This is a genomic window from Arthrobacter sp. D1-29 (assembly GCF_054130585.1).
Window position 1 is genome coordinate 4,927,985 of the sequence record NZ_CP096383.1, and the last position, 24,505, is coordinate 4,952,489.

Below are 24,505 nucleotides of genomic sequence, written 5' to 3' on the forward strand. Positions count from 1 at the left end.
AAGGTGTCGCCGTTGCAAAAGGGTGAAGCTGCCTGGCTGCGGGCGCTGACTAGCCGTTGGAGCTGGACGAGATCCGGTGCAGCCATTCGAGGAAGAGTTTGAGTTCGGAGCTGGAGAGCTGGTCGGAGTGCGATGACTGAAGCGCGGCGTTCAGGGCAATCGCTGCCACCACTACCGAGGACTTCCCGGAGTCATCCGGGCCCGCACCGGCGGACTGCTCGGCGGACACCGCAAAAATCATGGCATCCCGGGTCATGGTGGAGAGTTCAAGGTTCCGTTCAGTGGCGGGTTCCACTATCAGCATGAGCGTCACACCCACGTTCGCGGCCAGGATGGACCTGGCTGCCTCCCGCGGCTGGACATTCAGCTGGCCCGCCATTGCTGCCTTGTTCAGCATCTCCTCCATCAGCGCCTCAGCATCAGCCACGATGGCGGGGCGGCTTTCAGGCCGGATATTGCCGAACATCACCAGGTACAGTTCCGGCTGGTTGAGGCCGAACTGTACGTGGTTGTCCCACATCCGCCGGATGTCTTCCAGCGGATGCCCGGACGGGGCGAAGTCCCTCTCGCCCGCAACATACTCTTCAAAACCTGCGGCGACGACGGCGTCGAACAGACCTTCCTTGTCACCGAAGTGGTGGTACAGCGTGGGCGCCGTGACGCCCGCCAGCTGGGTGATCTGGCGGGTTGAAACGGGAGCCCCCGCAGAGTTTGCCAGCAATTCGGCCGCCGCACGCAGCAGTCTCATTTTGGGGGGAAGCTGGCCATCCAAACTCATAGCCGCTACCCTATCACCTATAGCGTTGCTATATGAACTGCATCACATACAATTTTTTCAGGCGCGTTTCCGCCGTCGCACACAGCGGTTGCGGCGGCCCCGGCATGGCGTCGGGACAACCTTGGCGGGCCTGGCTACCGGCAGAGAATGAGGACCTTCAGTGCAGAACTTCCCAGGAGTAGGCGTGAGCCCCGGCCGCATCATCGGCACCATCCGGCAGATGCCCAAACCGATCAGCGAACCTCCGGCGGGAGAGCAACTGGCAGCGGAAACCTCCGCCGAGGAAGCCACCGCCGCGCTCAAGTCGGCTTCCCAGGCCGTGCATGACGAGCTCAAAGCCCGTGCCGCCCATGCCACCGGCGACGGCAAGGCAGTCCTGGAAGCCACGGCACTGATGGCCAAGGACACCATGTTGATCAAGGGTGCCGCCAAGCTCGTTGCCCGCGGCGTATCAGCCGAACGCGCCATCTGGGAGTCCGGGTCCTCCGTCTCGGAAATGCTCCACAACCTGGGCGGCTACATGGCAGAGCGCGCCACGGACGTCCTGGACGTCCGGGCCCGCATCGTCGCCGCGCTCCGGGGCGTTCCCGCACCCGGCATCCCCACGTCCAGCACCCCCTTCGTTCTGGTGGCTGAGGATCTGGCTCCCGCGGACACTGCCACCCTGGACCCGAACAAGGTCCTGGCCCTGGTGACCTCAGGCGGCGGGCCCCAGTCACACACCGCCATCATCGCGCGCTCCCTTGGCCTTCCCGCCGTCGTCGCCGCAGTCGGGGTGGACGAACTTCCGGACGGCACGGAAGTGTATTTGGACGGTGCCGCCGGCACCGTCGTCTCCAAGCCGGACGAATCCCTGCGTGCAGCAGCGGAGGCATGGGCGGCCACGGCTTCGCTGCTGGCCGATTTCACAGGCACGGGCGCGACGGCGGATGGCCATCTGGTGCCGCTGCTGGCCAATGTGGGCGGCGGCAAGGACGCCGAGGCGGCCGCCAAGCTGGGCGCGCAGGGAGTAGGCCTGTTCCGCACCGAGTTCTGCTTCCTCGAACGGGATACGGAACCCTCAGTGGAAGAGCAGGCCGTCGCCTATAAGAAGGTTTTTGATGCCTTCCCCGGCAAGAAGGTTGTGCTGCGCACGCTCGACGCGGGCGCCGACAAGCCACTCCCCTTCCTGACGGACTCCACCGAGCCCAATCCCGCCCTGGGCGTCCGCGGTTACCGCACCGATTTCACCACGCCTGGCGTCCTGGACCGCCAGCTGGAGGCCATCGCACTGGCGGAGAAGCAGTCCGAGGCGGACGTGTGGGTCATGGCCCCCATGATCTCGACGGCCGAGGAAGCCGCACGTTTTGCCTCCATGTGCGCAGATGCCGGCATCAAGACTCCGGGCGTTATGGTGGAGGTTCCTTCCGCGGCCCTGACCGCAGAGGCCATCCTGCGCGAGGTGGGCTTCGCCAGCCTGGGCACCAACGACCTCACCCAGTACGCCATGGCGGCAGACCGCCAGCTTGGCCCGCTCGCCAACCTGAACACGCCGTGGCAGCCTGCCGTCCTGCGGCTCGTAGGCCTGACCGTTGAAGGCTCCCGCGCGGAAGGAAACAACAAACCCGTGGGTGTCTGCGGTGAGGCGGCAGCGGATCCGGCCCTCGCCGTCGTCCTCACCGGCCTGGGCGTTTCCACGCTGTCCATGACCGCACGGTCCCTGGCCGCGGTGGCTGCGGTGCTGAAGACTGTCACCCTCGCAGAGGCGCAGCAACTGGCCAAACTTGCGCTGTCCGCGCCAAGCGCCACTGAGGCGCGGGCCTGGGTGCGGGAGAAACTGCCCGTGCTGGAAGAACTCGGGCTCTGAGGCGGTAACGCCGGGCCGCGGGGTCAGACGTGTCCGGGCAGTCGCGTCCGGGCGGCAAGAGGGGTTCGGGCCGTCAGACGCGTCGCAGTCAGACGCGTCCGGGCGGCAAGTGGGTTCAGTCAGGCGGTCACTCCGAAGCCGTCTGCCGCCCGGACCCAGCTGCTGATCGCGGCCGCGGTGGCCGCCGTTGCCGTGTGCTGGAGGACGTGGCCTACGCCGGGAACTTCGGTCAGGCTCCCCCGGGGTGCCGCGGATGCCAGGCGTTCGCACCAGGGCCGGCGGGCCACCGGGTCTTTGCCTCCGCGCATGACCAGTACAGGCTGGCTCACGCCGGGCAGCCTTGTTTCGAGCGGATATTCCATCATCACGGGCAGCTCCGTGAGGTACCAGCGCAGCCCGGCACGGAAGTAGTCCGAGAATACTGTGAGGTTGGAGGAGAGGGTCTCATATAGCAGGGCATCGCGGGCCAGTGCCATCGCCTGCCGTGGCACGGACTTCCGTTCGTCGTCGACCACCGGGCCCATCAGCACCAGGCCAGCCACCGATGACGGCTCCTGCAGCGCGAGTTCCACGGCGTACTGCACGCCCATGGAGTGGCCAATAACCACAACCGGCCCGGCCCCAGCCTCCGTCAGGACGGTGTGCACAAAGGCTGCGTACTCGCCTACCGGCACCTGCCGACGCGGCCGTGGTGCGTCGCCGAAGCCCGGGAGGTCAAAAGTGTAGACGTTTGCCGAGAGGGCCAGCTCAACATGCAGCCGCGCAAGGTAGCGGTGTGAGACGCCGATTCCGTGAAGCAGCACGTACGTTGGCCGCGGACCGTGGTTTTTGTGTTCCACGGACGCATACACCCGCCCGGTCAGTCCACCGGACTCCACGTCACGGCCACCACTGAGTTTCATCTGGCGAGCATACCCGTTGTCCGCAGGCGCAGGGATAGGCTTGAGCGCATGGCATTGATCGCCCCAAGGATGACGGCCGGCCTGCCGGCCGAGGAAGCAGAGAAACTGCAGCGCGCCCTTCAGGGCAGCCATGACATCACCGTATTCGTGGATGGCACCGTCCACAGGCTCCCGCCCCAGGCGCGGGACGCCGTCGTCGATCTCCTCAGCCGCTTCAGCAGGGGGGAAGCGGTGACCGTCAGCAGCGTCGAAGAAATGCTGACCACATCCCAGGCCGCCGAACTTGCCGGCATCTCCCACACCTACCTGCGGAACATGACGGACCGTGGCGAGATACCGGTGGAATACCGCGGCACGCACCGGCGAATCCGGCTGGCCGCCATTATGGCGTGGCTGGACCAGCAGAAGAAAACGGCACAGGCAACGCAACAGTCAGGCGAAAATGACGGCGCATCAGCCGCAGGGTGACGGAGTGATAAGGATCAAGCAACGATCCTGATCAAGCCCTGAAACAGGCCGCTGGCCGGGGTTACGCTTTATTCGTGGCGAAATTCAGAGGGTTGCACGTGGTGGCGGGCATCGCCGCCATGATGGTTGCTGCCGTGCTGGGGTCCGCCATGAAGCTGAATAATACGTCCATCGTGATGTCCAGCTGCGTCGTATTTGTTGCCGTGGCCATGTGGACCGACAGTGCCCTCACCCGCCGCCGCCGTGAGGCGCTGACCCTCCAGCAGGCGGCTTCCCTGAAACAGGCCACCTCCCTTGAGCCCGGCCGGGACACTGCCGCCGCGCCGCACCAGGATATTTCCCACCAGCCTCAAGCCGGGCAGGACGAATCCAGCGGCGGGCAATCAAAACACGAGGGCAACGCGGCCTGAGAACCGCGCCTGATATCCGCCCTGTCTGTTCGCAACGCGCCTAATAACCGCTGCGCCTGACAACTGGCGCGCCTGGTCCGGGCACTAGATCCGTGGACGCGCAGCCCAGCGCCGCATTTTCAGGGCTGCATGGAGTTCAAGCCGGGCCATCCCCTTGAGCGGATCCACACCAAGGAGCTGGCGGATGCGGCCCAGCCGGTTATAAATGCTGCTGCGGTGCAGGTGAAGTTTGCTGGCAACATCCTGGACGGAGCCATCGTTGTCGCATAACAGCTCCAGCACGGGGATAAGCTCGCCGTTGCGGTCGTGTTCTTCAAGCATGCGGAAGTAGACAGATCCTGTATCGGCCCAGGCGCCGGCTCCACCGCCGGCCGTTGCCAGTAACTGGTAGATCCCCGTGGCCCGGGAATCTACCAGCTCGCCGAGCTGCGGATCCACCGCGGCGGCCTGGGCCGCCTGTTTGGACTGCCGGTACGCCTCGCCCAGTTCCCTTGGCTTGGCGAACCCCTCGCTGATGCCAAGGATGATACGGTCCACGGGCCGGCCGGAGCGCTTGGCCAGTTCCAGCTGGTAGTGCACCAGCACCTGGGCGTGGTTGGCGCGGCCCACAGATTCCTGGAACAGCACCACGGAATGGGTTTCCGTACCGGCGCTGAACAGGGCCGCGTCCACGCCCACGGTGGCCTGGAGGGCAGCAGACCGGTGAATTAGCGTGGAAGCGATCGGATCGGAACTGCCGGTCCAGCCGTCGGCATCCAGCACAGTGACTACCTGCCATGGTCCCCGGCCCTGGATTTCCTTCCAGCCGGCCACCGCCGCCACCGCATTGGCCTCGCCGGAACACGCGGCGAGGAATTCCCGTTCCCTGCTGCGCCGGAACTCGGATTCGGCAGTGTTGGATTCCAGCAGCAGCCCGGAGAGCAGCTCCAGCTCATGGCCCACATCAGGCAATTGGGTGAGAATCGCCGTCGGGTTTTCCTCTGCCGAGTCCTGCTGGACCCACAGGTAGCCCACGCGGAAGCCACGCACCATCAACGGAACGCAGACCCGCCCCAGCATCCCCAGATCCGGATTTGCCGGAACCACGACCGGCCGGACCGCCGTCGCAATGCCATGGGAAAGCTGCCACGCGCTGACGTCAGCGGGGACCCGCTTGCTCAGCAGGAAGTTGACCCGGACGCGGTCAGCGTGGGACTGGTTCGAGCTGTACGCGAGCAGCAGGCCGTCAAGATCCTCGAGGGAAAGCCCGCGCCCGAGTTTCCCGGCAATCCGCTCCACGAGCTGTTCCACATCCTGCTGCTGCATGCGGCAACACTACTGCCCACGAAGGGGTTTGGGCCAACGGACACGAGGCGACACCTGACGCTCCGTCACTGTACAAATGTCGAGCTGCGGTGGACGAAAAGCCCGGAATCACGCGGTTTTTCGTTCGGGCTTCCGCACCATTTCTGTCGACTGGCTCACATCCGGATTTATTGTGGAATCACAACCTACCCCGCAATTTCAGGCCGACCCCGCCTGTGAACCTGGAGCCCACAATGATCATCGGTATCCCTAAAGAGATCAAGAACAATGAATTCCGCGTAGCCATCACCGCCGCCGGCGTTCACGAGTTCCGTACCCACGGCCACACCATCCTGGTGGAGCGCGGGGCAGGCCTGGGTTCAGGCATCACCGACGAGGAATACGCCATCGCCGGCGCGGAGATCATCGCCGAAGCAGACGACGTGTGGGCCCGCGCAGACATGGTGATGAAGGTCAAGGAACCCATCAAGGCTGAGTACCACCGCTTCCGCAAAGGTCTGGTGCTGTTCACGTATCTGCACCTCGCCGCCGAGCCGGAACTGACCCGCGAACTCATCAATTCGGGCGTCACCGCCATCGCGTACGAAACAGTTCAGGAGGGACGCACCCTTCCGTTGCTCGCGCCGATGTCCGAAGTAGCCGGCCGCCTTTCGGTGCAGGTGGGGGCAACGTCGCTGATGGCCCCGGCCGGCGGCAAGGGTGTGCTGCTGGGCGGCGTCCCGGGAGTCCGCCCTGCAAAGGTCGTGGTGCTCGGGGCCGGCGTGGCGGGAACAAATGCCGCCGCCATGGCCCTGGGCCTGGGTGCCGACGTAACCATCCTGGACATCAACATCAACCGCCTCCGTGAACTGGACGCCCAGTACCAGGGCAGGCTGAAGACCGTGGCGTCCAACAAGTACGAAGTGGAGAAGTCAGTGGTGGACGCCGACCTGGTGATCGGCTCCGTGCTGATCCCGGGCGCCAGGGCCCCCAAGCTGGTGAGCAACGAGCTGGTGGCGCGCATGAAGCCGGGCTCGGTGCTGGTGGACATCGCAGTGGACCAGGGAGGCTGCTTCGAGGACACGCACCCCACCACCCACCAGGAGCCCACCTACAAGGTGCACAACACCATCTTCTATTGCGTGGCCAACATGCCGGGCGCCGTGCCAAACACATCCACCTATGCGCTGACCAACGTCACCCTCCGGTACGGCGTTGCCTTGGCCAACCTGGGCGTCCGCGCCGCCTTCGAGCGCGACCCCGCCCTGGCCGCCGGCCTCAACATCGCCGCCGGCCACGTGGCCCACCACTCCGTATCCGAGGCACACAACCTGCCCCTCGTGGCGGACTGGCACGAACTGGTGTCGGCGTAGAAGTTGTGGGTCCTGCTGCGCTGGACGATACACATCCTCGGCGTGCTGCGCCCCACCGGCCCCTAACCTCGCAAGCTCGGCTAGGGAACCCTGCCGGCGTGGGCCCACACCGTCGCTTTGAGGCACGCTGCCGGATGTCTATCGTTCAGCGCCGGAGGTTTAACGATGCGCCGAGGCCAGTTCTCTTGCTTGTTCTATTAGTTTGAGGGCTTCGACGGCGTCTTCCGGGTTTACCGGGCGGGGCAGCTGTGATGCTGCTCCGCCGTCGAGGATCTTGTCTGCCAGGATTCGGTAGAACTCGGGGTAGGCGCCGCGCTCGGTGGGGAGGGCGTCCAGGTGGCCATCGCGGCCCAAGGAACCGGCCCACTCGGCAGCCTCAACCCCGTACTCGGCATCCAGGGGACTGCCGCCGGCTACGATGTACGGCTCCTGGGGGTCGATCCCGTGCTTGGTGAATCCTGCTGCGGAGCCCAGCACGCGGAAGCGGGGACCCTGCTGGGCGCACAGCGCATTCATGGACAGGTGGCTAATGACGCCTGAGTCATGGCGCAGCGCCAGGAACACATCGTCCTCCGCCCGTTCGTCCGGACGCCGCGCGAGAAGCTCGGCATGGAGAATGGTAGCGGAGCCGAAGAGCTGCAGGGCCTGGTCGATCAGGTGTGAGCCAAGGTCAAAGAGCACACCCCCGCCGTCGGCTGCTGATGCCTGTGCCTTCCAAGCCTTGGAAATTGCCGGTGACCACCGTTCAAAGCGGGACTCAAACCTTGTCACAGTGCCCAGGGCATCGCCGGCGAGCAGCTTGCGCAGGGTCAGGAAGTCCCCGTCCCAGCGCCGGTTGTGGAACACGGTCAGCACGCGTCCCAGCCGCTCCGCGAGTTCAACCAGTTCCTGCCCTTCGGCGCTTCGCACGGCGAACGGTTTGTCCACCACCACATCCAGGCCCGCCTCGAGTGCAGCCCTGGCCAGCGGATAGTGGGTTGCGGGCGGAGTGCCCAGCACCACCAGGTCAAGGTCCGCGGCCAGCGCAACCACGGCGTCGCCGGGGCACAGTCCTGGCGCCCGGGTACCGCTCTTCGACGGCTGCCTGCCTCCCGGCGTCGGACGTTGCGATGACTTCCAGCGAGTAGCGGGCGTCCGCCGCAATCAGCGGCGCATGGAAGACACTCCCGGAAAGCCCATAGCCGACGACGGCGGTGCGGATGGTGCGTTCAGCTTCAGTCCCGGCCATAGGGCTACGCTACCCCCGCGCAGCTTTGTGAGAGAGGGTTCCGGAATTTCCTGCAGAAAGTGCGAGAGCGTTCAGAAAAAACTGCAGGAAATAATCGGGCGTTTGGGGCGGGGCGTCCGGGAACGGCGAAGGCCGGCGCCTCCCGTCGACAGGGAGGCGCCGGCCTCAGCGTGAATGCTGTGATTCAGTGCAGAAGGTTACTTCTTTTCCCAGCCCAGGGTGGTCCAGTCCGGAACCTGGGACAGGCTCTGGAACAGTGACGGGCCGTAGTTGGCCAAACCGGTGCGGACGAAGGAGATCTGCGGGCCGTTCATCACCACACCCATGGAGAAGTACTTGGCCATGTGCTCCTTTTCCACCTCCATGGCGGCCTTGTTGCGCTCAGCGTTGTCCTCGATGGATGCCAGGTCAGCGATCTTCTTGTCCAGCTCGGCGTCACCCAGACCGTTCTCATTGGTCTTGGAGTCGTAGTACTGCTTGACGGCAGAGGTGGCGTCGGCGCCCACGGTGTAGCCGGAGACGCTCATGTCGAAGTCGCGGCCGCCGATGACCTTGCCGAAATCGGCTGACGCGCGCTGGTCGATTCCAACATCCATGCCGCCGGCCTGCAGCTGCTTCTGCAGTGTCTGCGTGAAGGCGAGCGTGGTGGGGTCATCACCGAAGTTGCTGATCTTGAACGCCGCGGGGACGCCGCCCTTCTCCATGATTCCGGCAGCGTTCGGAGCGTAGCCGGCATCCGTCAGGACCTTCTTCGCTGCCTCCGGACCCGTCTCCTTCACGGGGTAGTTGTCCTGGTAGTACTCAGAGAACGGCAGGAGCATCATGGAACCGGAGCTGGGCTCCTCCCAGTTCAGGCCGTTGAAGCGCACCTTGCGGAGGGCCTCACGGTCCACCGCCGCGAAGATTGCCTCACGCACGGCAACGTCCGTGACCTTCTGGGCATTGATGTTCATGCCACCGGCGAAGAGCCGCTGGCCACGGCGGACCTCGGAGTCCTTGGTGCCGTCGAGCTGTTTGTAGAGCGCAATGGTGTTGGCTGACATCGCGTCGATTTCACCGTTTTTGAAGGCGGCGATCTGTGCGCTGGTTTCGAGCTGGCGGAAGACCACGTTTTCCAGCACCGGCTTGTTGCCCCACCACTTCTCGTTCGGAACGAGGGTCACGGTCTTGGCTGCGGCGTCGTACTGATCCAGCTTGAAGGGGCCGGCCATCCACTCGGGGTGCATTTCGCCCACAAAGCCTTCATTGAAGATTGCCGGCGTGTTCACAGCCGGGTGGACCAGGCCGAAGAAGAGGTCCTCCAGCGGGTACACCGGCTGGCTCATCTTGACGATGACTTCCTTGTCGCTGCTCCCTGCTTCCACCGATTCAACGAACTCGTAGCCACCGGAGGTCACAATGTCGTAGCCGGCATCGGGGCTTTTCAGGATGTTCCAGGTGTTCTGGAAGGCCTTGACGTCGATCGGAGTGCCGTCGTTGTAGGTGGCCTTGTCATTGACCTTGATGGTGACGGTCTGCTTGCCATCCTTGACTTCGCTCTCCACTGACTCGCAGAAGTCCTTGTTGGGGGTGGCCTTGCCCTCGAAGTCGAGCTTCCAGCAGCCACCGATGCCGCCGCTGCTCACGGCCACAGTGTTGATGGGGACCATCAGGGCCGAGTTGTCCGAGCTGTTGCCGTTGTTGGAGAAACCATTGAAGTCCGGGCCGATGCTGCCCAGGGGAAGTGTCACTTTGCCACCCGGCTGAAGATCCGCCGCGGGCTTCTCGTTGATGCTGATCAGCTTGGACAGGTCACTGCCGGCCTCCTGCCCCTTGGCCGTCTCCGGTCCGGTGGCGGTGCCACCGCCCCCGCAGGCCGTCAGCGCCAGAGCCGCAGCTACGGCTGCCACCCCGCCAATCCTGGTCAGATTCTTCATGGTATTCCCTTCATTGGTGCGAGTGGTGGTGCTTGTGATGGGTCGATAAAAACTAGGGCGCATGGTGGTCCCCCGGATCGTGGACAACCAGCATGTCCTCGTCGAGTTCACCGTCCGGGAAGAAGCAGGCGAACTGCTGGTCCAATGGCGGTATCGGCCCTGCCTCAAGGGCCCGGACAGCGGCCGAGGGGCGAACCGATTCCAGCGGAGGCTCCAGCGTGAGGCATTTCTCCTTCTTCGCCACCGGCAGCGCGGCAAACACCGGGCACCGGGAGGCGAAGTTGCAGCCCTTGGGTGCATCCAGCGGCGACGGCAGGTCTCCCTGCAGAATGATCCGTTCCCGGGTGCGCTCGAGCTGCGGGTCCGGGACAGGAATGGCGGACAGCAGTGCTCGGGTGTAGGGATGGCGGGGACTGTCAAAGACACGGTCCACCTCACCGATCTCCACGATCTTCCCCAGGTACATAACAGCCACGCGGTTGGAGATGTGGCGCACCACGGAAAGGTCGTGGGCCACCATCAGGTAGCTGAGGCCCAGTTCGGCGCGGAGTTTATCCAGCAGGTTAATGACACCGGCCTGCACGGAGACGTCCAGGGCGGACACGGGCTCGTCCAGCACCACCAGTTTCGGGTTCACAGCCAGGGCCCTGGCTATGCCCACGCGCTGCCGCTGCCCTCCGGAGAATTGGTTGGGGAACCGGTTAACGTGGTCCGGCTGCAGGCCCACAAGGTTCATCAGCTCCATGATTCGTTTCTTGATGGCGGCTTTTGAGAAGCCTGCATTCTGAAGCGGCTCCGCCAGGACCTCGTACACCGTAAACCGCGGATCCAGGGCGCCGGTGGGGTCCTGGAAAACCATCTGGAGTTCCTTGCGCATGGCGCTTTTGGTCTTGGCGTCGGCGGCTTCCTTGTTGCTGATGCCGCCAATCGTCACTTCGCCGTCCTGGTCCTTATGGAACTCCATAATTTCCAGCAGTGTGGTGGTTTTGCCCGATCCCGACTCCCCCACAATCGAGAAGCATTCCCCTTCGCGTATATCGAAGCTCAGCCCGTCCACCGCCTTCACGGTGCCGATGCGCCTTTTGAGCAGCGCCCCCTTGGTGAGCGGGAAATGCTTCCGCACGTCCTTCAGCTGGAGGACGGTGGAGCGTTCTTCGCGGGGAATGAGGTCGAACCGGGATACGGGCACTTCAGGTGCAGAGAAGACCGCGTGGACGTTCACGTCCTCGAGGGAACCGGACTTGATGCAGGCGGCCCGGTGTGCGGTGCCGCCTGCCACCGGCGCCAGGAGAGGCTCCCCGTCCAGGCACGCCTCCGTTGCGAGCGGGCAGCGGGGCGCAAAGGAGCATCCGGTGGGGGTGTGGATCAGGTTCGGCGGGATGCCATCGATGGGGACCAGGGACGTCTTCTCCGCTACGTCAACCCGCGGCACCGCGCCGAGCAGGCCCATGGTGTACGGCATCCGCGGGTTGTAGTAGATGTCATCCACGCCGCCCGTTTCCACCGGTTTTCCCGCGTACATGACCATGATGTCGTCCGCCATGCCTGCGACCACGCCCAGGTCGTGAGTGATCATCACCACGGCGGCGCCCGTTTCCTCCTGGGCCTTATGAAGTACCTCCAGCACCTGGGCCTGGATGGTGACGTCCAGGGCCGTCGTCGGCTCATCCGCGATCAGCACGCGGGGATTGTTGGCGATGGCAATCGCAATCATCACCCGCTGCCGCATTCCACCGGAGAACTCGTGCGGAAACGCCTTGAGCCTGTCCTTCGGACTGGGGATGCCCACCATCGCCAAAAGTTCGACGGCGCGGGCTTCTTTGGCCTGTTTGCTCATGCCGGGGTTGTGGATGGCCAGTGCTTCGGTGATCTGGGTGCCCACCGTGTAGACCGGGGTCAGGGAGGACAGCGGGTCCTGGAACACCATGGCAATGTCATTGCCGCGGTAGGCACACATGGCCTTGTCACTGAGGCCCAGCAGTTCCGTGCCCTTGAGCCGGACGGAACCGGTGATCTCTGCGGTGGGCGGAAGAAGCCCCATGATAGCCAGCGAGGTGACGGATTTTCCGGACCCGGATTCCCCCACGATTCCCAGCGTTTTGCCCGCCATCAGGTCGAAGTCAACGCCACGGACAGCGTGCACCACGCCGTTCTCGGAATTAAAGCGGACGTTCAGGTCCCGGACGGACAGGACGGCGTCCCCGGCCATGTGCAGCCCGGCAATGTGCAGCCGCTCAGCTGTGGAGGGAGTGGAGTCCGCCGGTTCGATGTATGTCTCGCTGCTCATGCGCTCTTCTTCTTTGTGCTGTTCTTCCTGGCGCTGCCAATGGAACTGGAGCTCGGATCAAAGGCGTCCCGCAGGCCATCGTTCATCATGGCGAGCGATCCGGTCAGGAGGAACATCACCGTCAGCGGAACCCAGAACATCCAGGGAAAGGTCTGGACCTGGGATGTAGCGCCGCCGATCAGGACCCCCAGGCTCACGTCCGGCACCTTGATGCCAATTCCGATGAAGGAGAAAGCAACTTCGGCAAGGATGGCGCCGGTGACTCCGCGGGTGATGTCCAGGACCAGGAGGGAACCGATGTTGGGAACGAGGTGCCGCCAGACGATCCGCCGCGGCGGCACACCCATGTACTGGGCTGCCTTGACGTAGTCACGCTGCATCAGGGACATCGAGAGGGAACGGATCAGCCTGGCGGTGCCCATCCAGCTGAAGACCAGGAGCACAATGATGAGGAGCAGCCAACTGGGGAGGCTCTTTTTCAGGCCCTCCCCGCCGCCGCTGGTGGCCACTGCCACCACCAGCAGGGCAGGCATCATGATGAGGGCTTCGAGGACAAAGAGCATCACCTTGTCCACCTTGCCGCCGAAATACGCCATGGTGCAGCCGTACACCGCAGCGATGAGGACGGAGACAAGACCAACAATGAGGCCAATGAGGATGGAGATCCTGGTCCCCTCCACGGTCATGGCATACAGGTCGATGCCCGCCTGCGACGTCCCGAGGAAATGGTCAGCCGATGGCGGCATGCCGATGTTGAAGGGATCAATGGTCTCCTTGTCCCACGGCGTCAGGTATCCCCCCACAAAGGAGAACACGGTCAGTGCCAGGAAGATGAGGAGGCCGGCGACGGCGGTCTTGTTCCGCATGAATCGGCGGAAGATGATGGTGGATTTGGTGATCATCACATCTGCGTTTTGCAGGTGCGCTTCCTCCGCGGCTGCCGCCGGATCCACTGCATTGAGGTTGGTCATGGCTACTGGACCCTCACTCTCGGGTCAACAAGCGTGGTGGCGAAGTCAGCCAGGATGGCGCCGAGGGCGAAGATCACAGAGCCATAGGCCAAGGTGGCTGTTGCCGCGTTGACGTCCTGCAGCGAGATGGCGTCGATGCTCCACGAGCCGACCCCGGGCCAGGCGAAGATTTTCTCGGCAAAGAAGCCGCCGGCGAATATGGCCGGAATGGTGAAGGCGATGCTCTGGGCCACGGGGATGAACGACACCCTCAGGGCGTGCCGCGTGATGGCCTGGTTGCGGGTGAGCCCCTTGGCGCGGGCGGTACGGACAAAGTCTGCGTTGACGTTGTCCAGCAGATACTGCCGCTGGGCGATCTGGTAGGAACCCCAGCCCACCAGCGTGATGGCGATGGTGGGGACCGCATAATGAGCCAGCATGTCAATGAACTGCGCCCAGCCGGGCTCCATACCGGGAGTGGAGATGCCGGTGACAAAAAAGATCCGTTCGCCCACGGTCTCGTTGATGTTGATGGCCCCCAGCTGCACCAGGAAGTACGCGATGGGTGCCGGAACGATATACGCGAGATAGCTGTAGGAGGTGATGACCCTGTCCTGGAATTTGTACTGGCGCGCTGCCGAGTACACTCCGAGGGCAACTCCAATGACCAGTGTCAGGACTATGGATGCCAGGAACAGCCGGGTGGAAATCCACACCCTGTCGCCGAACTCAGCGTTGATAAAGGCACCGTTGGGGCTGCGGCCCCAGTCCCAGCGTGTCACGATGCCCGTTAGCCAGTCCACATAGCGTTCCCAGGGACTGAGGTCAGGATCCAGGCCCTTGAGGCGCATGGAGTTAGCAACCTGCTCAGGGGTTGGGCGCGGTATGCGCTCCTGCTCCAGCAGGGCCGGCTTGAGCGAGGTAACTGCCAGGAAATAACCGGCCGAGGTGGTCAGGAAGATCATCAGGAGATACGTGATGCCACGCTTGGCAAGGTATCTGAGCATGTGGCCGCTACTTCTGTATCGTCGCCGCCAGCAGTCTTTCCGGATACCCCACGGGGGGCCGATGCTGTGCCGCGGGGGCCTGGGCCTGAACAACAATCACGAGCTGATCCTTCCGTTTCCCGGCGAGGCAGGGGGTGCTCCGCCACTTCCGGGTATTCCACCAGCGGGTAGCCGGCCTCCCGCGGCCTTTGCAGGCCAGGCCCTGGTGGACTATGTTGCGGGTCACATTCCAGAGGAAACTACCACACAGTAGCCGTTGAAATGTTGACGGAAGTGCGTAAATCCGATGCCCCGTATCAGATTGTTATGAATTTTTCTGTGGAATTGATTTGACTGGACGATTCAGCCGATTCGGGCGTAATCTACGCCCCGCGCACTACCCGTGTGACAAGTTCGCGCCATGAATTCGCGAGGCGCTCTGTGGTCACGCCATGGACATGGACCGCGTGCAGCACCCATTCCGGATCCAGGCTGGCGCTAAGGGACATTGCCAGGAGCCACGGGTCCGCTTCCACGCCTTCCTCGCGCAACAGATGCTCAATGTGGCGATGCCACAGCCCGGCCGCCGGCACATCAAAGCGGTTGTGGACTGATTTGTCGGCCGCGCGCGCCAGTTCGCCGTACTGCATGACAAACGCTATGCGTTCGACGCCGAACGCCATGAGCCGCTCCATCCCCGGCGCTCCGGGGCCCAGCGGCGGGGGACCAAACATAAAGCGGGCTTGGAAGTCCGCCTCGGCGTCACTCAGGAGTGTCATCATGAGTCCGGCCCGGCTGCCGAATCGGCGGAAGACCGTCCCCTTGCCCACACCTGCCCGTTCAGCGAGTCCGTCCATGGTGAGCCCGTCAGCTCCGCACTCCTCAATCAGCTCACGGGCTGCCCCCAGCAGGCGTTCGCGGTTTCGCGCCGCATCACTGCGTTCATGGGGGCCGGCCAACGAACCGGGCCGCAATGGGATGAAGCTCACAGTCCACATTCTAGACCCCGGGAATATTAACCGGACCGTGGTCCGTTTAGCACGTGTAGGCCCCAACAGCCTCCCCCGTAAAAACGGTTCGCGGCCCCGCCGCAGCCCGACCTTCAGGAGTTCCTATGAGCAAGAGCACCGTCCTTACCCTCGTCGGCAGCCTTCGCGCCGAGTCCACCAACCAGAAGCTTGCCGAGGCGATCCAGCTAAACGCCCCGGAGCAGGTGGACGTGATCATCCACGAAAGCCTCGGCAACATCCCGTTCTACAACGAGGACATCGACGTTGAGGGTCAGGTGCCGGCCGCAGCCGCCGCTCTCCGCGCCGCAGCCAACGAAGCCGACACCCTGCTGCTGGTTACACCTGAACACAACGGCACGGTGCCCGCTTCCCTGAAGAATGCCATCGACTGGCTGTCCCGCCCCTATGGTGCCGGCGCCCTCACCGGAAAGCCCACCGCCGTCGTCGGTACCGCATTTGGCCAGTTCGGTGGAGTCTGGGCACAGGATGAGGCACGCAAGGCAGTGGGCATCGCAGGCGCCAACGTGCTCGAAGACGCCAAGCTGGCCGTACCGGGTTCCATGGTGCGTTTCGCTGAACTGCACCCGAAGGACGACGCCGAGGTTATTGAGCAGATCAAGGGTGTCTTCGACGCTCTTGCCGCTGCCCAGCCTGTCGCCTGACACCGGAGCTTCCTCGCAACAGAGCTTCTTAACAAGAGCAGCAAATGCCCCGGCCGCCGCATGGTGCCGGGGCATTTGTTATCCCTCCGTGCATCCCCGGCGCGCCGCAACGAAAAGCGTGACCAAGTCTTATCCCAACCGGTACCGCCCCGGCATTCTCCCCGGCACCGGGGCGCCGTAACGTTAATACACGGAACGTACCGGGACGGGAATGCGGTGCAGGAATGGCAAAACGACGTGGTGCCACAGCGAAGGCAGTAACTCTGCTGCTTCTGCCGCTTTGGCTCGCGTCCTGCGTTGCCGGATCCGGGCCTCCCGCGGACACAGCAGCGGGCGAACAGTCAACCGGCCAGGACGCTCCGCTGGTCCCTGCGCCTCAGCCGCAGGTGCCGCCTCCGGCCGGAACTCCGGCGCATGCCGATCCAACAAGCACCACGTCCCCCGATACTCCTGTATCCTCCGGCACCCTGCCGGGTTCATCAGGTGCCGCGTCGCCGGGCGGTGCAGGGCCGCCGGGCGGTGCAGGGCCGCAGGGCGGTGCAGGGTCGCCGGGCGGTGCCGCCGCCACTGAACCTGGCAGCGGTACCACGCCTGGTTCAGCAGGCGGCGCTGGAAGCTCCGGTCACGGACAGGCTTTTACCGGCGCTGCCCCTGGTCCCGTCACCGGCCCGTCCGCAGCTCCCGGAGAGCCCCCGCCGCCTCCGTCCGGCGACACTGCCGGGATGCAGACGGTCACGGCCTACTACGTGCTTCTTGACGACGGCGGCAGCAGCGGCGTGCGTTTTGGCTGCAATGACAGCCTGGTGGGCGTCCGCCGGGCCACCTCCGGTTCAACAGAGCCGCTGCCGGCGGCCATCCGGGCCCTGCTTGATGGCAGCGCCCCGGCAGGCGGACTCTACAACTCGCTGTCCGCTTCGGAGCTGAATTTCCTCGCAGGCAGCTTCGACGGAACCACTGTGACGGTCTATCTGGCCGGGTCCCTCCGGCCTGGTGGAGTCTGCGACGTCCCACGGATAGAAGCGCAGCTCACCCAGACTGCAGTCTCCTCAGTGGGAGCCATCAGGGCCGAAATCTATGTAAACGGCGTGGGCCTGGCCGAGACCCTCAATCCCCGGTAACTGCCGTAGCGTCCCAAACAACTAATTGTTCAACCGCCGAAGAGGGCGTCCATCGACGCGTGGCTGCGGGCACCCGCCAGTTCGGACCAGTTGCCATCGCCCAGCACTTCAAGGGCCACCTTGGAGACCGTTGCATACGCCGCCTTGGCAGTGTTGCCGCCAATGCTGATACGGCGCACGCCGGCGTCGTGCAGTTCACCTACCGACGGCGCCCCCACCCCGGCGAGGGCGTTGAGTGGGGCGGGAACCCGGCGTGAGAGTTCGTGCAGGACATGCAGGTCCGTCACCCCGGGCACAAAGATGCCGTTGGCCCCGGCGTCCAGGTATGCACCGGCACGCAACAGGGTCTCGGCAAAAGCCTGCTCCGGAAAATTGCCCGAGAGGTAGGTGTCGATGCGGGCATTGATGAAAAGATCAACCCCGGCACCGGCGGCGGTTTCACGCACCACTTCCAGCCGCCGGCACTGTTCGGCCACACTGGTGAGCGGCTGGTCCCCGGAGTCCTCGAAATTGATGCCCACCGCGCCGGCGTCAACAACAGCGAGGATGGTCTCCCGAAGGAGCGCATCCTCATAGTGGCCATCACTGCCGGCATAGCCGGTTTCCACATCAGCGGTCACCGGAAGACTGGTGGCCGCGACAATCCGCTTGAGCGCTTCCATGGCGAGCCCGCGGGGCAGCCTGTTGCCATCCGGGAATCCCAGGCTCCAGGAAATGGCAGAGCTGGACGTGGCGAGTGCTGTGGCTCCGGCTTCCTCAACCAGCCTGGCTGAAGCGGCATCCCAGACATTGACCAAGACCAGCGGCTCGCCTCCCTCATTGTGGAGGGCATGGAACGCGGCGGCGCTGGCCGGGGAGTGCGAGGCGGGAGTCATTGCTCCATTCCAGTCCTTGAGCGGCCGCACGTAAAGTGGCGGGCATGTCAGATCAACAATCGTTGTCTATTTAGCAACTATGCGCTGTATCCTGAGGATGTGACCAACGAGACACTTGATGCCGCAGCAGGGCTGCTGCCAGCAGAAGCCATTGACGCAATCGAACGCGCGGCCACGTCCGCCCACCGCCACGAGAACCTCTTCTCGGAGCGCGCAGCCAACATCAAGCAATCCGCCGTCCGGGATGTTTTTGATATCTCAATGCGCCCCGGTCTGGTCTCCCTGGCCGGAGGCAGCCCGTACCTGCAGTCACTGCCGCTTGACCGTCTGACCGGCACGGCGGGCAGTATCATCGCCGAGGACGGCCTCACCGCGCTTCAGTATGGCAGCGGCCAAGGCACTGAGGAACTGCGGGCCCAAATCTGCGAGGTGATGGCCGCCGAGGGGATACTGGACGCCCTTCCGCAGAACGTCGTGATCACGGCCGGTTCGCAGTCCGCCCAGGACATCGCCACCAAGGTATTCTGCAATCCCGGAGACGTGGTGCTCGTGGAGAACCCCACTTATGTAGGGGCCCTCAATACCTTCGAGGCCTACCAGGTCCAGGTGGAAACCGTGGAAATGGACGCGTCCGGGATGGTACCGGACTTATTGGAGGCCAGGATCGCCGCCCTCCAGACGGCCGGGAAAAGCATCAAGTTCCTTTACACCATTCCCAGCTTCAATAACCCGTCAGGAATCACCTTGGCTCCCGAGCGCCGCCAGGAGATCGTGGATATATGCCGACGGGCGAATATCCTGGTGCTGGAGGACAACCCGTACGGTTTGCTCCGGTTTGACGGTCAGCCGTTGGAACCCCTCCGGGCTGCGAACCCCGACGACGTGATCTATATGGGCTCGTTCTCGAAGATCTTCGCCCCGGGCCTGCGCATCGGATGGGCACTGGTTCCCGAGCACCTTCAGCGCCGCTACTACCTCGCCGCGGAATCAGTCACCCTTTGCCCTCCCACGTTCAACCAAATGCTGGTGTCTGCCTACCTTCGGGACTATGACTGGAGGGGCCAGATTGAGACTTACCGAGGGCTGTATGCCCAGAGATGCCAGGCGATGCTGGCTGCCCTTGAGGAGTACATGCCGCCCGGCCTGAGCTGGACCACACCCGAGGGCGGCTTCTTTGTGTGGGTGACACTGCCTGAGGGCGTGGACACCTATCCCTTGCTGAAGAAGGCGATAGATGCCGGCGTCGTCTTTATCCCCGGCGCTGCGTTCACTCCATCAGTGGAATCGTCCAATAAGCTGCGGCTCGCCTTCAGCGCCGTGCCGCCTGACGCCATCGTGGAAGGCGTGAGACGTTTGGCCCCCGTGCTGCGCGAAGCCATCGCGGCGCTGTAGCGTTGGCCTCACTGACCGCAGTTAAACCGATTAAACATCAATTAAACATTGAGCAAAGGAGCAAATATGAGCGGAATTATTGTTGTAGGCGTTGACGGCAGCGGAACAGCCAGGAAGGCAGCCGAGGCGGCGCGGGACCTCGCTGCGGCTATGGGTGCCTCGCTGCACGTGGTGTCTGCCTTTGACAGCGACCGCACCGAGGTCTTTGGCTCCGGCAGCGACCAGTGGATTGTCTCCGATGCCGACAGCGCCGAGACCGTGGCCCGCGGGGTTGCCCAAGCCCTGGGGCAGGACATCAAGGTGAGCTACTCAGCAGCCCGGGGCAAGCCTGCCGATGCGCTGATCAAGGAAGCGGACCGCCTGGACGCGCGCATGATCGTGGTGGGCAACCGGAGGATGCGTGGCATCGGCCGTGTACTGGGCAGCGTGGCAAACAGCGTGGCCCACAACGCCCCCTGCGACGTCTACATCGCCAACACCTACGACGCCGACTAAAACTGCCGGACACCATGCACGCTGCCGCACCGGCACCGTGCGTGGTGTCCGTTCTCACTCCGCGCAGACTGATGTTCGTGCCTCACCCTCGATAAAATGGAAGTGCCCCCAATGATGCGGACAGCAAGCATCCGCCCTACCCAAGGGGTCCCCTTGATCGCCTTCCAGCACCGCCACCTTGTTGGCCACGACATCCTCCTGGCCCGCCACGGCAACCACTTCTGCTCCGTGCGGCTGGACCGCAGCGCAGGGCGCGTTGTGGCCCTGCTCGACGACGGAACCACCGACAGCGCGCCGAACCTCATCTCCCCCGACCTTCGCCTGCCGGAGACTGTCCAGGGTGTCCTCCGTGAGGACTGGAAGGTCTTTACGGCCATTTCGGCAGCCACCGCCGGTCTGGGGGCCCTGGTGTTTGCTGCAGCCTGGTCCTTCAGTGGCACGGTCATGGATCCCGCCGTGGCTCAGATGATCTCCACTTACCCGGCGTTCTGACCGCAGTTCTGCTCGCCTTCCTGCCGCCGGTCGCCTTCCTGCCGCGGGCCCGGCGAGAGCCGGGCCGGCACCCGGGTGATCCCTTGGCCGGACAGCTTCACCCCTAGTCGAGCAGGAGCGCCGGCTCCTCCAGGATGGCCGCTACGTCAGCCATAAAGCGGGCGGACAGATCGCCGTCGACCACCCGGTGGTCGAATGAGCCGCCAAGCGTCGTGATCCAGCGGGGGATGACTTCGCCGTCCAGCACCCAGGGCTTCTGCTTGATGGTTCCAAAGGCAACGATCGCCACTTCGCCCGGGTTGATAATGGGGGTCCCGGTATCGATCCCCAGGGCACCAATGTTGGTAATGGTGAGGGTCCCGCCCTGCATTTGTGCCGGCTGGGTCTTCCCGGCCCTGGCGGTGGTGGCGAGGTTGTTCAACGCCAGCGCCAACTCCTTCAGCGAGAGGTCCTGCGCGTCCTTGATGTTGGGAACCATCAGCCCGCGCGGGGTGGCCGCCGCGATACCCAGGTTCATATAGTGCTTGACATGGATCTCGGCGTTGTCGGCGTTGTCCACCCACGTCGCATTGACACTGGGGTTCCGGGCGGCGGCCCAGATGACGGCCTTGGCCAGGATCAGCAGCGGGGACACTTTGATGCCCTCGAAGTCCCGCGAGGCCTTGAGCCGCTTCACGAACTCCATAGTGCGGCTGGCGTCCACATCCACGAAGATGCTGACATGCGGTGCCGCGAAGGCAGATTCCACCATTGCCTTGGCCGTAGCCTTACGGACACCCTTGACGGGAATGACTTCGATCCGCTGGTCCTGCGGCTTTCCGGCCTTGCCCCAGAATCCTTCGGCCATGTCCAGTTCCGCATCACGCTGCGCCTGGTAGCTGACCAAGTCCTCCCGGGTGACTTCACCGCGGGAGCCTGTGGCCACAACATCGGCCAGGTCAATGCCCAGGTCCCTGGCGATTTTCCGCACCGGCGGCTTCGCCAGGACCCGGTTGACCAGGCCCGTGATGGTCCCGCCGAGTGTGGGGCGGTTGTCCAGCGGCTCGTCCAGTTCAGGGGCAGCCGTCGTTTGCGCTGTCGCGTTTGCTGTCACGTTTGTCGCCGATGCTGCCGGGACCGGCGCCGGCGGAGCAGGCTCAGCCGCTGCTGGACCGGCCGCTGCAGTATTGGCCGCCGCTGTATCGGCCCCTGCCGTGTTGGCGGTGGGGGAGGCCTTGCGCGGCCGCCGCTTGACGGCGTCAGCCTTGGGGCCGGAACCAACCAGCGGGCCGCCCGCCAGGGCACTGTCCGCCGTGCCGCCGTCGGGCTCGGGAAGCTTGCCGTACAACGGCTGCACCGGGGTTGCGGGGGCGGGGACATCCGCAGGCGTCGGATCTCCGGAGACGGCGTCGGAGACGCTGATAATGGCTGTGCCGACGTCGATGGTCACCCCCTCGGGGACAAGCAGCTCGGTTACCGTCCCGGCAAAAGGCGAGGGCAGCTCCACCAGTGATTTGGCGGTCTCGATTTCGCACAGGACGTCATTGATGGCGACGGTGTCACCGGGCTTGACTTTCCAGGAGACGATTTCAGCCTCGGTCAGACCTTCGCCCACGTCGGGAAGGTTGAATTTATTGAGAGTCATGGTGTCCTCTGTTTCGGCAAGGTCATGTCCTAGTACGCCAGGGCGCGGTCCAGCGCCTCGAGGATCCGGTCGATGTCCGGAAGGTAGTCTTCCTCAACCTTCGCCACGGGATACGGCATGTGGAAGCCGCCCACCCGGATCACGGGGGCTTCAAGCGAAAGGAAGGCCCGCTCGCTGATTCGGGCGGCGATCTCCCCGCCCAGCCCGCCGAACGTTGGGGCCTCGTGGGCAACAATCAGCCGTCCGGTCTTCGTGACGGACTCGGTGACGGTATCGAAATCGATGGGCGACAGGGACCTGAGGTCGATCACTTCCACATTGCGGCCGTCCTCAGCCGCGGCGTTTGCGGCGGCGAGTGCCACCGGAACCAGGGGGCCATACGCCACAATGGTGGCGTCCGTGCCCTCGCGGAGAACGTGCGCCTTGAACGGGTCGGCAGCAGGACCCGCCGCCTGGACATCAACATCTCCCTTGAGCCAGTAGCGGCGCTTGGGTTCGAAGATGATGATGGGGTCCTGGCAGTCGACAGCCTGCTGGATCATCCAGTAGGCGTCGTGCGGATTGGATGGTGTGATGATACGCAGGCCGGCCGTATGGGCGAAGAGCGCTTCAGGGGACTCCGAATGGTGCTCAACGGAACCGATGCCGCCGCCGTAAGGGATGCGAATGACCACCGGGACTGTGAGGTTGCCATGGCTTCGGGCGTGCATTTTGGCAAGCTGCGTGGTGATCTGGTTGAAGCCAGGGAACACAAAGCCGTCAAACTGGATTTCGCAGACCGGGCTGTAGCCCCGTAAGGCCAGCCCGATCGCGGTGCCAATAATGCCGGACTCCGCGAGTGGCGTATCCACCACCCTGTCCGGGCCGAACTCGCCGATCAAACCATCGGTAACACGGTAGACGCCGCCGAGGGGCCCGATGTCCTCACCCATGAGCAGGGATTTCGGATTATTGGCCAGGGCTGCGCGGAGGCCTTCGTTGATTGCCTTGGCAATAGTCATGGTGGTCATCGGCTGCCTGCCTCCGTGTCTGCCTGTGTGCCCGGACGGGCGTCTGCCCCTTCATCCGGCCCGCCAGTGGCAAAACCTGCACTGTATTCCTCGAACCACGCCAGTTCCTCGGCAACCAGCGGGTGGGCCTCCACATAGGTGTTGGCGAAGGCACTGCGGATGTCCGGGGTTTCAAGGTCATGCGTTGTGCGCCTGACATAGGACGCAAGCTCGTCGCCGTCAGCTTTGACCTGCGCAAAGAAGGCGTCGTCGGCCAGGTCCTGGGCGCGGAGGTACTTCTCCAGCCGGATCAGGGGATCTTTGGCCCGCCAGGCGTCTTCCTCGGCGGATTCGCGGTACTTGGTGGGGTCATCGGCGGTGGTGTGGGCTCCCAACCGGTAGGTAAAGGCCTCGATCAGGACCGGGCCTTTGCCTTGGCGCGCGTGGTCCAGTGCCCACTCGGTGACGGCATGCACGGCGATGACGTCGTTGCCGTCCACCCGGATACCGGGGAAGCCATAGCCCTTGGCACGGTTGGACAGCGGGATCCGGGTCTGGACAGTGCTCGGCACTGAAATCGCCCAGTGGTTGTTCTGGCAAAAGAACACCACGGGGGCGTTGAAGGACGAAGCAAACACCATGGACTCGTGGACGTCACCCTCAGAGCTCGCACCGTCGCCGTAGTAGGCCATCACTGCTGCCGCAGGTTCGGTGCGTGCCGGATCCGACGTGGCAGCAAGCTTCTGGTCGCGCTGGATGCCCATGGCGTAACCCACTGCGTGCAGGGTCTGGGCCGCCAGGACAAGTGTGTAGAGATGGAAATTGGTGTCCTTGGGGTTCCAGCCGCCATTGGACACCCCTCTGAACTGGCGCAGCAGTTCGGCCAAGTCCACGTTGCGGGTCAGGGCAACGCCGTGCTCACGGTAGGTGGGGAAGATGTAGTCCTGGGGTTGGCTGGCGCGCCCGGAACCGATTTGTGCGGCTTCCTGGCCTGTCAGCGGAACCCACAGGGCAAGCTGGCCCTGCCGCTGCAGAGCGGTAGCTTCCACGTCGAACCGGCGGATGGCTGCCATATCGGCATACAGCCGGCGCAGCTTTTCGGGGTCCAGCTTTTCGGCATATTCACTGAAGACGGGGTGTGTGCCAAGCTTTCCCTCAGGGCACAGAAGCTGGACCATGGGGGCCGGCGGCTCGCCCATGGCGGCCTCGGCCTCAGCCTCAAGCTGGTCGTCTACTGCAGTTCCATCGAACTCGGTGGAGGGCAGATGTGTGGCGCCCATACCGTCTCCTTGCTTGCCGCATGCGGATGCGTTGCAATGTCGCTGGGATATATGCCTTAATGGGAATGCATTCCATGATGGGCATATATATGGCTTACTGGTCCTTACTTTATCTTCAGTAGGTAGCGCAGCCGCAACAC

21 protein-coding genes and 1 pseudogene are annotated in these 24,505 nt (G+C 64.1%); 9 read left to right on the plus strand and 13 right to left on the minus strand.

Going from position 1 to position 24,505, the window contains the following annotated elements:
• Nucleotides 1-49 precede the first annotated feature (49 nt).
• Nucleotides 50-778 (minus strand): TetR/AcrR family transcriptional regulator, encoded by a 729-nt coding sequence (locus tag M1E17_RS22440; protein ID WP_457964288.1) that lies wholly within the window; start codon nt 776-778, stop codon nt 50-52.
• Nucleotides 779-938: 160 nt separating this feature from the next.
• On the opposite strand from M1E17_RS22440, the gene ptsP reads away from it, so the two are divergent.
• Nucleotides 939-2,624 carry a phosphoenolpyruvate--protein phosphotransferase gene (gene ptsP, locus M1E17_RS22445; RefSeq protein WP_457964289.1) on the plus strand — a complete coding sequence of 562 codons (1,686 nt, stop codon included), beginning with the start codon at nt 939-941 and terminating at the stop codon, nt 2,622-2,624.
• Nucleotides 2,625-2,743: 119 nt separating this feature from the next.
• Here the strand turns inward: ptsP and M1E17_RS22450 are convergent, their stop codons facing one another.
• Complete coding sequence (locus tag M1E17_RS22450; protein ID WP_457964290.1) at nt 2,744-3,526, minus strand: alpha/beta fold hydrolase; 783 nt, start codon at nt 3,524-3,526, stop codon at nt 2,744-2,746.
• Between the two features lie 48 nt (nt 3,527-3,574).
• Here M1E17_RS22450 and M1E17_RS22455 point away from each other — a divergent pair, with 48 nt between their 5' ends.
• Both M1E17_RS22455 and M1E17_RS22460 read left to right on the plus strand, forming a co-directional pair.
• Nucleotides 3,575-3,994 (plus strand): helix-turn-helix domain-containing protein, encoded by a 420-nt coding sequence (locus M1E17_RS22455; protein WP_457964292.1) that lies wholly within the window; start codon nt 3,575-3,577, stop codon nt 3,992-3,994.
• A 74-nt stretch (nt 3,995-4,068) separates the two neighbouring features.
• Nucleotides 4,069-4,404, plus strand: coding sequence for a hypothetical protein (locus M1E17_RS22460; protein WP_457964294.1), 336 nt, complete (start codon nt 4,069-4,071; stop codon nt 4,402-4,404).
• An 84-nt stretch (nt 4,405-4,488) separates the two neighbouring features.
• Here the strand turns inward: M1E17_RS22460 and M1E17_RS22465 are convergent, their stop codons facing one another.
• Nucleotides 4,489-5,709 carry a PucR family transcriptional regulator gene (locus M1E17_RS22465; protein ID WP_457964295.1) on the minus strand — a complete coding sequence of 407 codons (1,221 nt, stop codon included), beginning with the start codon at nt 5,707-5,709 and terminating at the stop codon, nt 4,489-4,491.
• Nucleotides 5,710-5,942: 233 nt separating this feature from the next.
• Between M1E17_RS22465 and ald the strand changes: the two genes are divergently transcribed.
• Nucleotides 5,943-7,061 (plus strand): alanine dehydrogenase, encoded by a 1,119-nt coding sequence (ald, locus tag M1E17_RS22470; RefSeq protein ID WP_267276866.1) that lies wholly within the window; start codon nt 5,943-5,945, stop codon nt 7,059-7,061.
• A gap of 159 nt (nt 7,062-7,220) precedes the next feature.
• Here the strand turns inward: ald and M1E17_RS22475 are convergent.
• The 6 genes and pseudogenes from M1E17_RS22475 to M1E17_RS22500 all read right to left on the minus strand — a co-directional run bounded on the left by M1E17_RS22475 (nt 7,221) and on the right by M1E17_RS22500 (nt 15,417).
• Nucleotides 7,221-8,289 (minus strand): annotated as a pseudogene (locus M1E17_RS22475) (Gfo/Idh/MocA family protein).
• Between the two features lie 197 nt (nt 8,290-8,486).
• Nucleotides 8,487-10,205: an ABC transporter family substrate-binding protein gene (locus M1E17_RS22480; protein WP_457964297.1), complete on the minus strand. Its 1,719-nt coding sequence runs from the start codon at nt 10,203-10,205 to the stop codon at nt 8,487-8,489.
• 52 nt (nt 10,206-10,257) lie between these two features.
• The gene (locus tag M1E17_RS22485; protein ID WP_457964298.1) at nt 10,258-12,492 is read right to left on the minus strand and encodes a dipeptide ABC transporter ATP-binding protein; all 2,235 of its coding nucleotides are present in this window, start codon (nt 12,490-12,492) and stop codon (nt 10,258-10,260) included.
• Nucleotides 12,489-13,463: an ABC transporter permease gene (locus M1E17_RS22490; protein WP_457964299.1), complete on the minus strand. Its 975-nt coding sequence runs from the start codon at nt 13,461-13,463 to the stop codon at nt 12,489-12,491. Before M1E17_RS22490 ends, M1E17_RS22485 begins: the two co-directional genes overlap by 4 nt.
• 2 nt (nt 13,464-13,465) lie before the next feature.
• Nucleotides 13,466-14,449, minus strand: coding sequence for an ABC transporter permease (locus tag M1E17_RS22495; protein ID WP_457964301.1), 984 nt, complete (start codon nt 14,447-14,449; stop codon nt 13,466-13,468).
• A 362-nt stretch (nt 14,450-14,811) separates the two neighbouring features.
• Nucleotides 14,812-15,417 (minus strand): TetR/AcrR family transcriptional regulator, encoded by a 606-nt coding sequence (locus M1E17_RS22500; protein ID WP_457964302.1) that lies wholly within the window; start codon nt 15,415-15,417, stop codon nt 14,812-14,814.
• Between the two features lie 125 nt (nt 15,418-15,542).
• Between M1E17_RS22500 and M1E17_RS22505 the strand changes: the two genes are divergently transcribed.
• Nucleotides 15,543-16,100, plus strand: a complete 558-nt coding sequence (locus M1E17_RS22505; protein WP_457964303.1) for an NAD(P)H-dependent oxidoreductase — start codon at nt 15,543-15,545, stop codon at nt 16,098-16,100.
• A gap of 224 nt (nt 16,101-16,324) precedes the next feature.
• A complete protein-coding gene (locus tag M1E17_RS22510) occupies nt 16,325-17,218 on the plus strand; it encodes a GerMN domain-containing protein (protein WP_457964304.1) in 894 nt (297 codons plus the stop codon).
• Nucleotides 17,219-17,247: 29 nt separating this feature from the next.
• On the opposite strand, the gene M1E17_RS22515 is transcribed toward M1E17_RS22510, so the two are convergent.
• Nucleotides 17,248-18,093 (minus strand): isocitrate lyase/PEP mutase family protein, encoded by an 846-nt coding sequence (locus tag M1E17_RS22515; protein WP_457964305.1) that lies wholly within the window; start codon nt 18,091-18,093, stop codon nt 17,248-17,250.
• 99 nt (nt 18,094-18,192) lie between these two features.
• Between M1E17_RS22515 and M1E17_RS22520 the strand changes: the two genes are divergently transcribed.
• The 3 genes from M1E17_RS22520 to M1E17_RS22530 all read left to right on the plus strand — a co-directional run bounded on the left by M1E17_RS22520 (nt 18,193) and on the right by M1E17_RS22530 (nt 20,472).
• The gene (locus M1E17_RS22520) at nt 18,193-19,485 is read left to right on the plus strand and encodes an aminotransferase-like domain-containing protein (protein WP_457964307.1); all 1,293 of its coding nucleotides are present in this window, start codon (nt 18,193-18,195) and stop codon (nt 19,483-19,485) included.
• 66 nt (nt 19,486-19,551) lie between these two features.
• A complete protein-coding gene (locus tag M1E17_RS22525; protein WP_457964308.1) occupies nt 19,552-19,980 on the plus strand; it encodes a universal stress protein in 429 nt (142 codons plus the stop codon).
• A gap of 111 nt (nt 19,981-20,091) precedes the next feature.
• Entirely contained in the window at nt 20,092-20,472 is a 381-nt protein-coding gene (locus tag M1E17_RS22530; protein ID WP_457964309.1) for a hypothetical protein, read from the plus strand.
• A 103-nt stretch (nt 20,473-20,575) separates the two neighbouring features.
• Here M1E17_RS22530 and M1E17_RS22535 read toward each other — a convergent pair whose 3' ends face one another.
• The 3 genes from M1E17_RS22535 to pdhA are packed head-to-tail and all read right to left on the minus strand — an operon-like array spanning nt 20,576 to nt 24,365.
• A complete protein-coding gene (locus M1E17_RS22535) occupies nt 20,576-22,096 on the minus strand; it encodes a dihydrolipoamide acetyltransferase family protein (RefSeq protein ID WP_457964311.1) in 1,521 nt (506 codons plus the stop codon).
• A gap of 29 nt (nt 22,097-22,125) precedes the next feature.
• Nucleotides 22,126-23,106 (minus strand): alpha-ketoacid dehydrogenase subunit beta, encoded by a 981-nt coding sequence (locus tag M1E17_RS22540; protein WP_457964313.1) that lies wholly within the window; start codon nt 23,104-23,106, stop codon nt 22,126-22,128.
• Complete coding sequence (gene pdhA, locus M1E17_RS22545) at nt 23,103-24,365, minus strand: pyruvate dehydrogenase (acetyl-transferring) E1 component subunit alpha (protein WP_457964315.1); 1,263 nt, start codon at nt 24,363-24,365, stop codon at nt 23,103-23,105. Before pdhA ends, M1E17_RS22540 begins: the two co-directional genes overlap by 4 nt.
• Nucleotides 24,366-24,505 lie beyond the last annotated feature (140 nt).